Genomic DNA, 12,648 nt, shown 5'->3' with positions numbered 1-12,648 from the left:
GGCCCCTGAATTCCATTCTGGGCTACAACATGCCTGCGACTCAAGCAGAAAATTGTGTGACGACGTTAATTTTTCAAGCCGGCGCGGCAGTTTTTTTCAAATCGCGCATCGCGAGGTCCAGTCCGGCCAGCGTCATCGGCTGCATTCGCTGCGCCATCAACTGGCGGATCATGCCCACCGACTGGGTATGGCTCCAGTACTCGCCGGCCAGCGGGTTCAGCCATACCGCGTGCTTGAAATGCTCGAGCAGCCGTCTGAGCCAAACCTCTCCGGACTCCTCGTTCATATGCTCGACGCTGCCGCCGGGATAGGCGATCTCGTACGGACTCATGCTGGCGTCGCCGACGAAGATCAGCTTGTAGTCGCGGCCGAAGGTGTGGATCAGGTCCCAGGTGGGGAAACGCTGGTTGTGGCGGCGGGCATTGTCCTTCCACACCGATTCGTACACGCAGTTGTGAAAGTAGAAATACTCCAGGTGCTTGAACTCGGTCTTTACCGCGGAGAACAGTTCCTCGCAGGCGCGGATATGGTCGTCCATCGAGCCGCCGACATCGAACAGCACCAGCACTTTGGCGCTGTTGTGCAGCTCGCGCTGCATTTTCAGGTCCAGCATGCCTGCCTTGCGCGCGGTGGCGGCGATGGTGGCGTCCAGATCCAGGATGTCCTCGGCGCCGTCTCGGGCGAACTCCCGCAGCCGGTGCAGCGCCAGCTTGATATTGCGGGTGTTCAACTCGGTCTTGTCGTCGAAATTGCGGAACTCGCGCTGATCCCACACTTTCACTGCGCGGCGGTGGCGCGAACGGTCCTGGCCGATGCGGACGCCTTCCGGGTTGTAGCCCCAGGCGCCGAACGGGCTGGTGCCGCCGGTGCCTATCCACCGGTTGCCGCCCTGATGCCTTTCCTTCTGCTCGTCCAGCCGTTGGCGCAGCGTTTCCATCAACTTGTCCCAGCCCAGCGCCTGAAGCTTTCGCTTTTCCTCCTCGCTCAGATACTTTTCCGCCTGCTTGCGCAGCCAGTCCTCGGGAATCGCGCGCTGCAAGTCTTCCAGCGCCAGCTCCAGGCCCTTGAAATGATGGCCGAACACCTGGTCGAAACGATCGAAATACTTTTCGTCCTTCACCAGCGCCGTGCGCGCCAGATAATAGAATTCGTCCAGATTGCCGAAGGCGACATTGCGCTGCAGGGCCTCCAGCAACAACAGGAATTCTTTCAAGGTGACCGGCAGACCGGCGGCGCGCAGCGCGTAGAAGAAATCGATCAGCATGATGGCGAGGACGGGCAAGGGTTTGGAACAACAAGCATCTTGTCGCGCATCATACTATGTCCCGGCATGGCCGGGCAGCCATTCGTCGCCGGCGCGCCATGCCGGGGCCGCGCGGCCCCCGATGGCGCTCCCGCCTCAGCGCAGGCGCGACTTCAACTCTTCGCCGGCCTGGCGCAGCGCGGCGCGCGTGGCCGGCAGCCCGGACAAGGCGTTCAACAGACCGAAGTCGTGGATCATCCCGTTGTAGCGGGTGGCCACCACGCTGACGCCGGCCGCGTCCAGCTTGCGGGCATAGGCCTCGCCCTCGTCGCGCAGCACGTCCTTCTCCGCGGTCTGCACCAGGGCCGGCGGCAGGCCTTGCAGTTGCCGCGTCGTCGCCAGCAGCGGCGAGGCGTAGATGTCGCGGCGCTGCGAGGTATCCGGGGCGTAGGCGTCCCAGAACCACTTCATCATGGCCCGGGTCAGGAAGTGACCGGTGGCGAATTCCCGATAGGACGCGTCGTCGAAATCGGCCTCGGTCACCGGCCACAGCAGCACCTGGGCGCGCAGCCTGGGGCCGCCGTTGTCCTTGGCCATCAGCGCGACCACCGCCGCCATATTGCCGCCCACGCTGTTGCCCGCCACCGCCAGCCTGCCGCCATCCACCCCGATCTGCGCGCCGTTCTCGGCCACCCATCGGGTCGCCGCGTAGGCCTGCCTGATCGCCACCGGATAGCGGGCCTCCGGCGACGGCGTGTAGTTGACGAACACCGCCGCCGCGCCGGACTCGACGACCAGATCGCGCACCAGGCGTTCATGGGTGGGGTAGTCGCCGAGGATCCAGCCGCCGCCATGGAAGAACATGAAGGCGGGCAGGGCGCCCTTGGCGCCGGCCGGGCGGATGATCGTCAGTTTCAGCGGCTTGCCGTCCACCTCGATGACCTTGCCGCTGATGTCGGCCGGCGGCAGCTTGACGCCCTGTTGCGCGCCGGTCAGCACCTGCCGCGCCTTGGCCGGCGCCAGCGTCTCCAGCGCGGGGCCGCCGCTGTCGGCCAAGGCGTCGAGGAAGGCCTGGGTATGGCCTTCGACGCCGGGGCTGCCCGCCGCCGGCGCGGTTTCGGCGATCAGCGCCGCGGTCATGATCGCGGCGATTCTTAGCATGCGTTTCATCTTGTTTCCTTTCGAGTGGCGGTGCGATGCCGCAAAAAGATCGTGAACAGGCTCTTAGACGAGGAGCAGGCGCACGTCGATATTGCCGCGGGTGGCATGGGAGTAGGGGCAGACGATGTGAGCCTGCGCCATCCAGTCCCGCGCCTCGTCGTCCGGCAGTCCGGGCAGGCTGACGCGCAACTCCACCTCGATGGCGAAGCCGCTGGCGATGGTGCCGATGCCGACGATGCCGGTCGCGCTGGCGCCGGCCGGCAAAGTCCGCTTTTGCCTGGCCATGGCGAAGCGCAGCGAGCTGAGGAAGCAGGCCGCGTAGCCGGCGGCGAACAGTTGCTCGGGATTGGTGCCGGGGCCACCGTCGCCGCCCAGCTCGCGCGGGTTGGACAACTGGACCTTCAGCGCGCCGTCCGGGGATTCGGCGCGTCCTTCGCGGCCTGCGGCGACGGTGACCTCGGTGCGGTACAGGATTTTTTCGATAGCCATATTGTGTTCCTTGTGAATTGGCGGGTTTCAGTTGAGCCGTTTGGCAGCGACAACTGTACGCCGGCCTCAAATACGATAAGCTGCGTAGAATCCTGAAAATTTGATAGGGAGTATTTTCATGGCCGATGCATGCGTGAATCGCCTCGATACGCTGCTGCACCGCTTTCCGGTCCGCGCGCGGATGTTCCATGCCGGAGCGGTGTGCGGCATCGCCGACTTTTCCACGCCCGGTTCGGGTGGCCAGCTGCATCTGCTCAGGGCCGGGGCCATGGACGTCGTCCACTCAGGACGCTTGGCCGCGCTGCATGTGAGCGTTCCCAGCCTGTTGTTCTATCCGCGCCCCTTGCCTCGCCGCTTCATGACCGAGCCGGGATGCGAGGCCGACCTGGTGTGCGCCGAGTTGCTGTTCGATGGCGGCGCCGAGCACCCGATCGCCGCGGCGCTGCCGGACGTCGTCTGCTTGCCGCTGGCCGACATCGCCGCCATGGAGCACGTGTTGACGATGCTGTTCGACGAGGCCTTCGGCGATCACTGCGGCCGCGAGGCCGTTGTCGACCGGCTGTTCGAAGTCGTGCTGGTTCGGCTATTGCGCCATCTGCTGGAGGACGGACAGATTCGCGGCGGCATGCTGGCCGGTCTGACGCACCCCAAGCTGCGAAAAGCGCTGACGGCGATGCACGAGCAGCCGGGGAGGGCATGGACGCTGGAGGCGCTGGCCGATAGCGCCGGCATGTCGCGCAGCGTATTCGCCGGCGTCTTCCGCGACATTGTCGGCTGCACGCCGGGCGCCTATCTGCAAGGCTGGCGGGTCAGGCTGACGCAGCAGGGCCTGGGCCGGGGACGCAGCCTGAAGAGGATCGCGGAGGAGGTCGGATATGGCAGCGAGGCCGCGCTGTCGCGAGCGTTCAAGGCGCAGTGCGGGATGACGCCGCGGCAATGGCGGCAGGATCGCGACGCCAGCTGAGAGGCGCGGCCCACGGCGTCAGCCGGCCAAGCGACGCAAGTCGAATCGGCATGACATCCGGGCATGGTGACAGTGGGGCGGGCTGATGCTAATCTTGCCTAGAGCCACGGCTCTAATATTGGGCTTCAATCAATAAGGATAACATCATGGACGCCATCAAGATGCCCACCCAGGAGGAAAGTGCGCTGCTGGAGTCTTTCTCCAGGCTGCGGGCGGCTTCGCGCGCCGCGCCTTACCCCGCGGCGGAGACCCGCGGGTCCTGGCTGAACGCGCTGGAGCGCCTGCTCCAGGAAAACCGCCAGGCGCTGGTGGACGCGGTCAGCCGCGACTTCGGCCAGCGCAGCAGCGTGGAAACCCGGCTGGCCGAACTGTTTCCATCGCTGGAGGCGGTTCGCCACGCGCGCCGCCATCTGAATCGCTGGATGCGCCCGGCGCGGCGCGGGGTATCGATATGGTTCCAACCGGCCGGCGCCAGCGTGCTTCCGCAGCCGCTAGGCGTGGTCGGCGTGGTGGTGCCGTGGAATTATCCCTTGTTCCTGTCCTTCGGTCCCATCGTCGCCGCGCTGGCGGCGGGTAACCGGGTGATGGTCAAGATGTCCGAGTACACGCCGGCCACCGGCGAATTGCTGGAACAGCTGGCGGCACGGTATTTCGGCAGCGATCTGCTGACCGTCGTCAACGGCGGCCCCGAGCTCGCTCAGGCCTTCACCCGCCTGCCGTTCGATCATCTGCTGTTCACCGGCTCCACCGCCGTCGGCCGCCACGTGATGCGCGCCGCCGCGGAAAATCTGACGCCGGTGACGCTGGAGTTGGGCGGCAAATCGCCAACGTTGGTGGCGCGAGGCGCCAACCTCCGTCGCGCCGCCGAAGCCATCGTCGCCGGCAAGTTGATGAATGCCGGCCAGACCTGTGTGGCGCCGGACTACCTGCTGGTCAACGACAAGGACCGCGAACCGTTGCTGGACGAAATTCGCGCGGCGGCCAAGCGCGCCTATCCGACGCTTGCCGGCAACCCCGACTACACCGCCATTGTCAACGATCGCCACTATCAGCGGCTGCGGCAGTGGCTGGACGGCGCGCGCCAGGCCGGCGCCCGGGTGGAAGAGTTGAACCCCGCCGGTGAGGATCCGGCGGTCACCCGAAAGATGGCGCTGACGCTGGTGCAGGATTGTCCGGACGACTGCGCCTTGATGCGCGAGGAAATCTTCGGTCCGATCCTGCCGGTGGTCAGCTACGACAAGTTCGACGAGGCGCTGGCCTATATCAACGCCCGGCCCCGTCCGCTGGCACTGTATCTGTTCGACGACGATGCGCTACGCATCGAGCGGGTGTTGAAGGAGACCGTGTCCGGCGGCGTCAGCGTCAACGACACGCTGCTGCATGTGGTGCAGGAGGATTTGCCGTTCGGCGGCGTCGGTCCGTCCGGCATGGGGCATTACCACGGCCGGGAGGGCTTTCTGACCTTCTCCAAGCTGAAGCCGATCTTCCGCCAGAGTCGCTTGTCCGGCGCCTGGTTGACTCGCCCGCCATACGGCGTCGCGGTGGAATGGCTGCTCAAGCTGATGCTGCGCCGCTGACATGCCCAGCCGCCGCCGATTCCTGCAGGCCGGCGCGCTCGGCGGCGCGGCCCTGCTGCTGGCCGGCTACGCAGCCGTGCCGTCGGCCGATCCTGCGCCGGCCGACGGCCAGCGGCGCTGGCTGCAGCCGCGCGATGCCGAGATCGTCGCCGCGCTGGCCCCGACGATGCTGGGCCGGGCCGATCTGCCGTTGGCGCAGGTGATCGACGGCGTGGATCTCGCGGTGGCCGGCTTGCCGCCGGCCACTCGCCAGGAGGTGCGCCAATTGTTCGATCTGCTGGGCAATCGCTGGGCGCGCCGCTGGCTGGCCGGCGTCAGATCGCCGTGGCGTCAGGCGGGGCAGGCCGAGTTGGCCGATTTCCTGCAACGCTGGCGCGACAGCCACTTTTTGCTGCAGCGCAGCGCCTACCAGGCCCTGCATCAGCTGATAGGCGCCGCCTGGTACGGCAACCCGGCCAGTTGGGCGGCCATAGGCTATCGCTTGCCGGCCGGGGTGATGGAGATGCTGCCTTGAGCGGCAGGATTCCCGATCCGCTACGCGCCGGGCTGGCCTCGGGCTGGAAGGTGTTCGACGGCTCGCGCCAGGTTCAGGATCTGGACTGGAAGGCCGACGTGGTCATCGTCGGCAGCGGGGCCGGCGGCGGCATCGCCGCCGAGGTGCTCAGCGGGGCCGGACTGGATGTGTTGATCGTCGAGGAAGGCGGGCTGTACAGCTCGGCCGATTTTCGTCTGAACGAAGCCAAGGCCTATTCGGAGCTATATCAGGAGTCGGCGTCCCGGCAGACCGCCGACAAGGGCGTTTCCATTTTGCAGGGCCGCACCGTCGGCGGCGGCACCACGGTCAACTGGACCAGCGCCTTCCGCACGCCGCCGGACACGCTGCGCTGGTGGCAGGAAAGCTACGGCCTGGCGACGCTGACGCCGGAAGCGATGCGGCCCTGGTTCGAGAAGGCCGAACAAAGACTGGGCATCGCGCCGTGGCAGGGCATGCCCAATCCCAACAATCTGGTGCTGGAGCGCGGCTGTCAGGCCTTGGGGCTACGCCATGCGCGGATCAGCCGCAATGTCCGCGGCTGCTGGAACCTGGGTTATTGCGGCATGGGCTGCCCGACCAACGCCAAGCAATCGATGCTGGTGACCAGCATTCCAGCCGCGCTGGAGCGCGGCGCGCGCCTGTTGACCCGGGTGCGGGTGGAGCGGTTGCAAGGCGACCAGGCGGGCAAACGCATCATCAGCCTGCGCGGTAGCCTGCTCGCCGCCGACGGTCTGACGCCGTCCGGTCGCAAGTTGACGGTCAGGGCCGGCCACGTGGTGCTGGCCGCCGGCGCCATAGGCTCGCCGGCGGTGATGTTGCGCAGCGACTTGCCCGACAGCGCCGACCTGACCGGCAAGCGCACCTTTCTGCACCCGGTGGCCATGTCCGCCGCGCTGATGCCGGAGCGGATAGAGCCTTACAACGGCGCGCCGCAAACCGTCTATTCCGACCATTTCATGCACACCCAGTCGCTGGATGGGCCATTGGGTTTCAAGCTGGAAGTGCCTCCGATTCATCCCTTGCTGGCCGGCGTGACCTTTCCGGGTTTCGGTTCGGCCCAGGCAGAGCTGTTGGGCCGGCTTCCGCATCTGCATGCGAGCCTGGCGCTGTTGCGGGACGGTTTTCATCCGGACAGCCAGGGAGGCGAAGTCGGCTTGCGCGGCGATGGTTCTCCATTGCTGGACTACCCGCTGAACGATGTCGTTTGGGACGGCGTGCGACGCGGTTGGCTGGCGATGGCCGAATTGCAATTCGCCGCCGGAGCCGAGCGGGTGCTGCCGCTGCATACCAGCGCCGAGCCTGCGTCGTCCTGGAGGCAGGCGCGCGCGATGATAGAGTCACTGCCGTTGCAACCGCTGATGGCCAAGCTGGTCAGCGCGCACGTCATGGGCGGCATGGCGATGGGCGACGATCCGACGCGCGGCGTCGTCGACGAATGGGGCCGGCACTGGATGTGGCGCAATTTGACGGTGGTCGACGGCTCGGTTTTCCCCACCAGTGTCGGCGCGAATCCACAGTTGTCCATCTACGCCTTCGCATGGCGTGCCGCGACGGCGTTGAGGATACGCCTGGCCGCGGGCTAACGCTGCGCTCAGGTCGGCTGCGATAGGTTCGGCAAGATCCGGCGTTGAATTCGCTCTAGATAAGGGTTCTGGCAGCGGCCCTTAAATGCGCTGACACTGCGCAAAAAATCTGACCCTGTCATGCATTTTTATCAAGTAAACATCATCAGGAAATCGGTCTATGCCAACACTGACAGTCTGCTTGGGGGCAAAGTAATAATGATCGGGGAGGGAACCTCCCGAGTTGGATTCTATGGTCTCGATATTTTTAATGCGTACGGTAGAAATTCTGCCAAAAATATTTATCGATGTGTCAAAAACGATGTCACGACGTACTCGATCTCCATTGTTAGACTCGCCATAAAATATAAGCCGCCCAACAACTTCGTTGAAATAGAATCTCCCGCTCAAATAAACCGGCTCGGATTGATAAACAGCATCAAATTTCATATCCCGAAAATTGCCGACGCATTCCAGTCTGGACATGAGAAAGTAATCACACACAAAAAATACGGCATAAAAACTTAGAAATGCCATAATAATTTTCATTGTAACTTTTCTTGATTCGTGCATTTTAAAGCCTCGTAATTTTTTGAGCAAATAAAAAACACGACTCGTTCATTTTCTGCATATGCATAAATACGAGAAGCTGTCCGAACTCTCGTCAGCGACTCGATATCCATGACGGATAGTGCGCCTTCCGTATAAACGGAAATATTTCCCCCTTCATTTTTTTGAGCGAGGGCATGGTATGGGCTGTTTGAAAAAATAGAGGCGACTATGCCCAGTGCGCAACTTGATGCGACAAGAGCAATACATGACAATCTATCTGTTTTTTTGAGATTTGGCGTATTGCTTTTTTCTAATACAGGTACAGAGTATTTTCGCGCTTCAGCCTCTCCGCTTAGGGCAATTGGCTCTACATGGCCTATGTAATGGCAAGCCTTGCGCGGCACTGTTTTAATCAACGAAGCATCTAAACCAACCTGTTTCAGTTGTGATCGCAAATCAAAGATGGTTTTGTTGTAACTACCATTCCCTACTACGGTGTTTGGCCATACTGCGGAAATAATGCCTTTCTTGTCGGTAACTCCGCTAAGCAGGCAGTGCAGTAACTCACATTCGGCTCTCCTTAGCTCGACGCTGACGCCATTGATGGACTTCAGTACGCCTTGGTCATAAAGAAAAGAAACTCGTCCCTCTCCTAGCCGATAATCCATGACACCCTCCAAATGATGAGCCCTTGATTTTTTAATATTCACCATTGGTCTCGACATGCCCACGCAGAATACCGGAAATAGTTTGGTAATCAGGCCGATGCATAGTGGCCGTGTTATACAATATCAAGAGCTTCGCAGGTTCGATCGTCTGTCACATGACCCCACTTTCAACTTCGAGCGAGAGAAGCACTTCTCAGTGCATTGTTATGGAGGCCATGATCAAAGCAGTTGCATGCTGATTGATTATTGTGATTCAAATGTGAATGGTAAAGTCTGTTTATAGATAGTCTTTAATTTTATTCCAAATAAATCACATATTTGCCAAAAAGTTGGAAAAAGGTTATTTTTATTAATGTTATTTGACTATAAATTTCAATTTAAGATGAAATATAAATAGTATATATGTATTTCTTAAAATGTGAGCGGGCACCATTGCAAGGGATATTAAGTTCCGTGAGGTGGAGGGGCTCGAATATTCAAGCCTAAGCTGTAGGTGTAAAGCGGAGGGTGTGACTTGGTGGATATCTTATTTGTTTCAGGGATGGTCTATGACAGATCTGCGCGCCTTTATCGCCAACAAAATCTCAGAATCTCGCGTTGAGGCTTTTTTATTGTTGCAAGCCTGCATCGGAACACCAAAATTCATAGGTCTTGTTGGCGATTTTAGGCGTTTAAGGCGCAGATAAAATCTTGATGACTTGCAAAGCCGAGACGACCATTTAATCCGAAACCCTTCTGATTATCTGATTGTAGAAGTCTGCAACAAAAAGGCATCCATTTTTCCCAACGGCAGCCCCAGTGGGGTAGGCAAATTTTGTAACTTCCGCGGTGCCATCCAGAAACCCATAAACAGAACCTGTCACGGTCGTGACGTTTCCATTTTGGTCGATCTTTCTGATTTTATTGTTTAGGGTATCTGTTACATACAACTCCCCTTTGGGATTGATGGCAATCCCCGTGCTGTAGTACCCGTAGAAGTAGAATTTTGCCTCTGCTCCTGTGCCATCAACAGAGCCCGCCAATCCATTTCCGGCAAATGTTGAAACAGTGTCTGCCTTGATATCTATTTTTCTTATTCGGTAATTTCGACTGTCCAACACATAAATCAATCCAGCTTTCTCATCAAGCGTAATTCCTGATGGATAGTAAAATTTCCCATTCTTTAAGTTGCCATCGGCGAATCCATAACTGGAACCAGAGATGGTGCTGACCATGCCGTCCGGAGTAATCTTTCTTATTAAATGGTTGCCACTGTCCGCTACATAAAGCGAATTGTCTTCGCTGACGGCAATTCCCATGGGGCGATAGAAACTCGCAGAACCGCCTTGTCCATCTACGCGACCGGCGGCTCCAGTACCGGCAACGATTGAAATTAAGCCGTCTTTGGAGTATTTCTTTATCTGATTATGGTAGCTGTCAGCAATGTATACATCGCCTTGATTGTTTACAGCTACACCGCCAGGATAATACAGTTTGGCATCAGTGCTTGTGACAGTCGAAACTATACGATTTGACGCATCTATTTTTCTAATCGCATGATTGTAGAAATCAGCTACATATATATTATTGCTTGAATCTACCGCTACCGAAATGGGGTAGTAAAATCTGGCCGTTCTTGGGTACCCATTAAAAAGCCCGGCAGTGCCAGATCCTGCAATGGTCACTGTTACCGCCCCACCCGATACCAGATTTTCAACTTTAACGAAGTTGGATATTTTCCCGACATTCGGTGTGGACAGTTTAGTCTGAATTGCTCGATTGAAACTGAAGCGTTCTGGAATGCTTTGAGCGACGTAATGGTTTTCTACTTCCGCCTTGGTCTTTAGGCTCATATTCGCCACAGTTTTTATGATTTTCCCACTTTCCGAAAGCGGAGAGATCATTGTTGTATTGACCATGCGATGAAAAGATGGATTAATGTCAAGCTTGATGGTCTCCATTTTATTGCTTGATGGGTTTGGGCGGATTGCTTTATCCGCGATAAATTTTAATCCTTTGAAGCTTGATCCATATTCGTCCCCCTGAGATTGGGAGGCGTTTTTGTACTCGTTTATGCTCTGATCTTTAGTGGCAAAACTCACACGCTTTGCAACGGCGGTGTCGTATTGGGCACCTTGTTTTTTTTCAGCCAACACCAGCGACGGGATGATATGTGTAGTCTCGCTTTTCATGCTCGGAGAGTCATCACAAACGGGATATACCGGTTCCATAGGACTCGTATCATCAGGGGGATTCGGTTCGATTGGAATTGCGGGTGGTAAAGGCATTTCCCCCCCACCATTCACTCCGCCTCCGCCTCCTGCATCAGCGCTAATTCCGGACTCCTGTCCTCCTCCGCCACCGCCACCACAGGCGGCGAGGGGAATAGACGTTACGATCAATGCGCGCAACAAGCTGGCTTTCATTGTCTGATCTCCTGAGATAGCGCAATCGGTTAGAGACGTATCCGAGCATTCGCTATTAATCTAGGAGGCCTGCATCGTTCTCATCAAGATGGGTAATCGATAAATAATAAGAATTTTTTTTGTAATGGAAAATAATACGTCAATATTGGATTTGGTAATGGTTATTAATGGCTTTCCAGTATTATCGCCAGTTATGTTATGACCATTTCCGTGTCTTAGCTGCTTGCCAATTCCAGCATATTTTAATGGTTCCGGTTTTTACCGGGCTAAGGGCCGCTATTAATTCGGCAGTAATAATCCGTACAGATTGTATACTTCCGGCATGGAAAAAATCGATGTGCGCAAGCTTGAACTGGCCGCCCGTGAGCAGCTGAGGCGTACCGCTATCCGGATGTACAAGCGAGGCCGGTCTCAAGCCAGTATTGCCGAAGAACTCGGGCTGCGCCGCCCCACCATTTCCGCCTGGGTGGTGCGTGAGGCAGCACTAGGTGCGCAGGGATTCAAAGAACAGAAGCGCGGTCGCGCCGAAGGCACCGGCCGTCGGCTGACCGAGGCGCAGGAAGCCCGGATCAAGCAGGACATCGTGGATCGCACGCCAGACCAGATGAAGCTGAGGTTTGCCCTGTGGAGTGCTCAGGCGGTCAAGGCTGTAATCAAGCAGATGTTTCTGATCGATCTGCCGATCCGTACTGTCCGTCTGTACTTGGCCCGCTGGGGCTTTACGCCGCAGCGCCCGCTCAAACGCGCTTATGAGCAGCGACCGGCAGCAGTCGAGAAATGGCTCAAGGAGGAATACCCGGCTATCGTCGCGCGTGCCAAAGCGGAAATGGCTGAAATCAGCTGGGGCGACGAATCGGCGGTGTCGAGTGTTGAGCACTTTCCGCGTGGCTACGCCCCAAAAGGCCAAACCCCAGTTCTGGTGTTATCCCAATCGAAAAGAGCGCGCATCAACTTGATTTCGGCCATTACCAACCAAGGCAAGATGCGCTTCATGCTGTACCGGGAGACCTTGACGGCCCGGGTGCTGATCAAGTTTCTGATGCGGCTGATCCGTGATGCTGGCGGCAAGAAGGTGTTCTTGATCCTCGACAACTTGCGCGTGCATCACAGCAAGCTGGTGCAAGCATGGTTGGAGGAGGAAGAGAACAAGAAGGCGATTGAGTTGTTCTTCCTGCCCAGCTACTCACCGGAACTGAACCCGGATGAATACTTGAACGGCGACCTGAAGGCCAGAATGAGCGCAGGTGAGCCGGTTCGATCAGACGGTCAACTTCAAGGGAAAGTGCTGTCCCATTTACGCTCATTGCAGAAGCAGCCGGCCAGAATCCGGTCGTACTTCCGGCATGAAAAAATCCGCTACGCGGCATGAGCTTTCTGTACGGTATTTGACTGCCGGATTAATAACAAAACCTCGCAGAGTCCCTGAACCAAGGCGCGCCGACGCAGGCAGTACAGAGAGTACGACAAGGAGGTGCAACGCAGGATCAGGGGT

11 protein-coding genes are annotated in these 12,648 nt (G+C 58.6%); 5 read left to right on the top strand and 6 right to left on the bottom strand.

The window, feature by feature from the left end:
• Window positions 1-73: 73 nt before the first annotated feature.
• The 3 genes from CXB49_RS10025 to CXB49_RS10015 all read right to left on the bottom strand — a co-directional run bounded on the left by CXB49_RS10025 (window position 74) and on the right by CXB49_RS10015 (window position 2,893).
• Window positions 74-1,264, bottom strand: coding sequence for a VWA domain-containing protein (locus CXB49_RS10025; protein ID WP_101708260.1), 1,191 nt, complete (start codon window positions 1,262-1,264; stop codon window positions 74-76).
• A gap of 135 nt (window positions 1,265-1,399) precedes the next feature.
• Window positions 1,400-2,413, bottom strand: coding sequence for an alpha/beta hydrolase (locus CXB49_RS10020; protein ID WP_233493030.1), 1,014 nt, complete (start codon window positions 2,411-2,413; stop codon window positions 1,400-1,402).
• A gap of 54 nt (window positions 2,414-2,467) precedes the next feature.
• Window positions 2,468-2,893, bottom strand: coding sequence for an organic hydroperoxide resistance protein (locus CXB49_RS10015; protein ID WP_101708259.1), 426 nt, complete (start codon window positions 2,891-2,893; stop codon window positions 2,468-2,470).
• 133 nt (window positions 2,894-3,026) lie between these two features.
• Between CXB49_RS10015 and CXB49_RS10010 the strand changes: the two genes are divergently transcribed.
• From CXB49_RS10010 to CXB49_RS09995, 4 genes are all read left to right on the top strand, one after another.
• A complete protein-coding gene (locus tag CXB49_RS10010; RefSeq protein ID WP_233493029.1) occupies window positions 3,027-3,857 on the top strand; it encodes an AraC family transcriptional regulator in 831 nt (276 codons plus the stop codon).
• A 146-nt stretch (window positions 3,858-4,003) separates the two neighbouring features.
• A complete protein-coding gene (locus CXB49_RS10005; RefSeq protein ID WP_101708257.1) occupies window positions 4,004-5,434 on the top strand; it encodes a coniferyl aldehyde dehydrogenase in 1,431 nt (476 codons plus the stop codon).
• Between the two features lies 1 nt (window position 5,435).
• Window positions 5,436-5,948, top strand: a complete 513-nt coding sequence (locus tag CXB49_RS10000) for a twin-arginine translocation signal domain-containing protein (protein WP_101708256.1) — start codon at window positions 5,436-5,438, stop codon at window positions 5,946-5,948.
• Window positions 5,945-7,552: a GMC family oxidoreductase gene (locus CXB49_RS09995; RefSeq protein WP_101708255.1), complete on the top strand. Its 1,608-nt coding sequence runs from the start codon at window positions 5,945-5,947 to the stop codon at window positions 7,550-7,552. Before CXB49_RS10000 ends, CXB49_RS09995 begins: the two co-directional genes overlap by 4 nt.
• An 81-nt stretch (window positions 7,553-7,633) precedes the next feature.
• On the opposite strand, the gene CXB49_RS23430 is transcribed toward CXB49_RS09995, so the two are convergent.
• From CXB49_RS23430 to CXB49_RS09990, 3 genes are all read right to left on the bottom strand, one after another.
• A complete protein-coding gene (locus CXB49_RS23430) occupies window positions 7,634-8,080 on the bottom strand; it encodes a hypothetical protein (RefSeq protein WP_158300735.1) in 447 nt (148 codons plus the stop codon).
• Window positions 8,077-8,751 (bottom strand): hypothetical protein, encoded by a 675-nt coding sequence (locus CXB49_RS23425; protein ID WP_158300734.1) that lies wholly within the window; start codon window positions 8,749-8,751, stop codon window positions 8,077-8,079. The genes CXB49_RS23430 and CXB49_RS23425 overlap by 4 nt, the downstream gene beginning before the upstream one ends.
• Before the next feature lie 719 nt (window positions 8,752-9,470).
• Window positions 9,471-11,156: an NHL repeat-containing protein gene (locus CXB49_RS09990; protein WP_158300733.1), complete on the bottom strand. Its 1,686-nt coding sequence runs from the start codon at window positions 11,154-11,156 to the stop codon at window positions 9,471-9,473.
• Between the two features lie 322 nt (window positions 11,157-11,478).
• On the opposite strand from CXB49_RS09990, the gene CXB49_RS09980 reads away from it, so the two are divergent.
• Window positions 11,479-12,525, top strand: a complete 1,047-nt coding sequence (locus tag CXB49_RS09980) for an IS630 family transposase (protein WP_101706528.1) — start codon at window positions 11,479-11,481, stop codon at window positions 12,523-12,525.
• Window positions 12,526-12,648 lie beyond the last annotated feature (123 nt).

The organism is Chromobacterium sp. ATCC 53434 (genome assembly GCF_002848345.1).
In the GTDB taxonomy this organism is placed as follows: domain Bacteria; phylum Pseudomonadota; class Gammaproteobacteria; order Burkholderiales; family Chromobacteriaceae; genus Chromobacterium.
The sequence above is the reverse complement of the archived record's forward strand: the minus strand, read 5'-3'. Positions and strand labels throughout refer to the sequence as shown.

What these genes read in the sequence shown, in the direction of transcription:
- CXB49_RS23430 (WP_158300735.1), bottom strand. Translation starts at nt 8,080, where the DNA reads ATGAAAATTATTATGGCATTTCTAAGTTTTTATGCCGTATTTTTTGTG.
- CXB49_RS23425 (WP_158300734.1), bottom strand. Translation starts at nt 8,751, where the DNA reads ATGGATTATCGGCTAGGAGAGGGACGAGTTTCTTTTCTTTATGACCAA.
- CXB49_RS10020 (WP_233493030.1), bottom strand. Translation starts at nt 2,413, where the DNA reads ATGAAACGCATGCTAAGAATCGCCGCGATCATGACCGCGGCGCTGATC.
- CXB49_RS09980 (WP_101706528.1), top strand. Translation starts at nt 11,479, where the DNA reads ATGGAAAAAATCGATGTGCGCAAGCTTGAACTGGCCGCCCGTGAGCAG.
- CXB49_RS09990 (WP_158300733.1), bottom strand. Translation starts at nt 11,156, where the DNA reads ATGAAAGCCAGCTTGTTGCGCGCATTGATCGTAACGTCTATTCCCCTC.
- CXB49_RS10005 (WP_101708257.1), top strand. Translation starts at nt 4,004, where the DNA reads ATGGACGCCATCAAGATGCCCACCCAGGAGGAAAGTGCGCTGCTGGAG.
- CXB49_RS10000 (WP_101708256.1), top strand. Translation starts at nt 5,436, where the DNA reads ATGCCCAGCCGCCGCCGATTCCTGCAGGCCGGCGCGCTCGGCGGCGCG.
- CXB49_RS10025 (WP_101708260.1), bottom strand. Translation starts at nt 1,264, where the DNA reads ATGCTGATCGATTTCTTCTACGCGCTGCGCGCCGCCGGTCTGCCGGTC.
- CXB49_RS10015 (WP_101708259.1), bottom strand. Translation starts at nt 2,893, where the DNA reads ATGGCTATCGAAAAAATCCTGTACCGCACCGAGGTCACCGTCGCCGCA.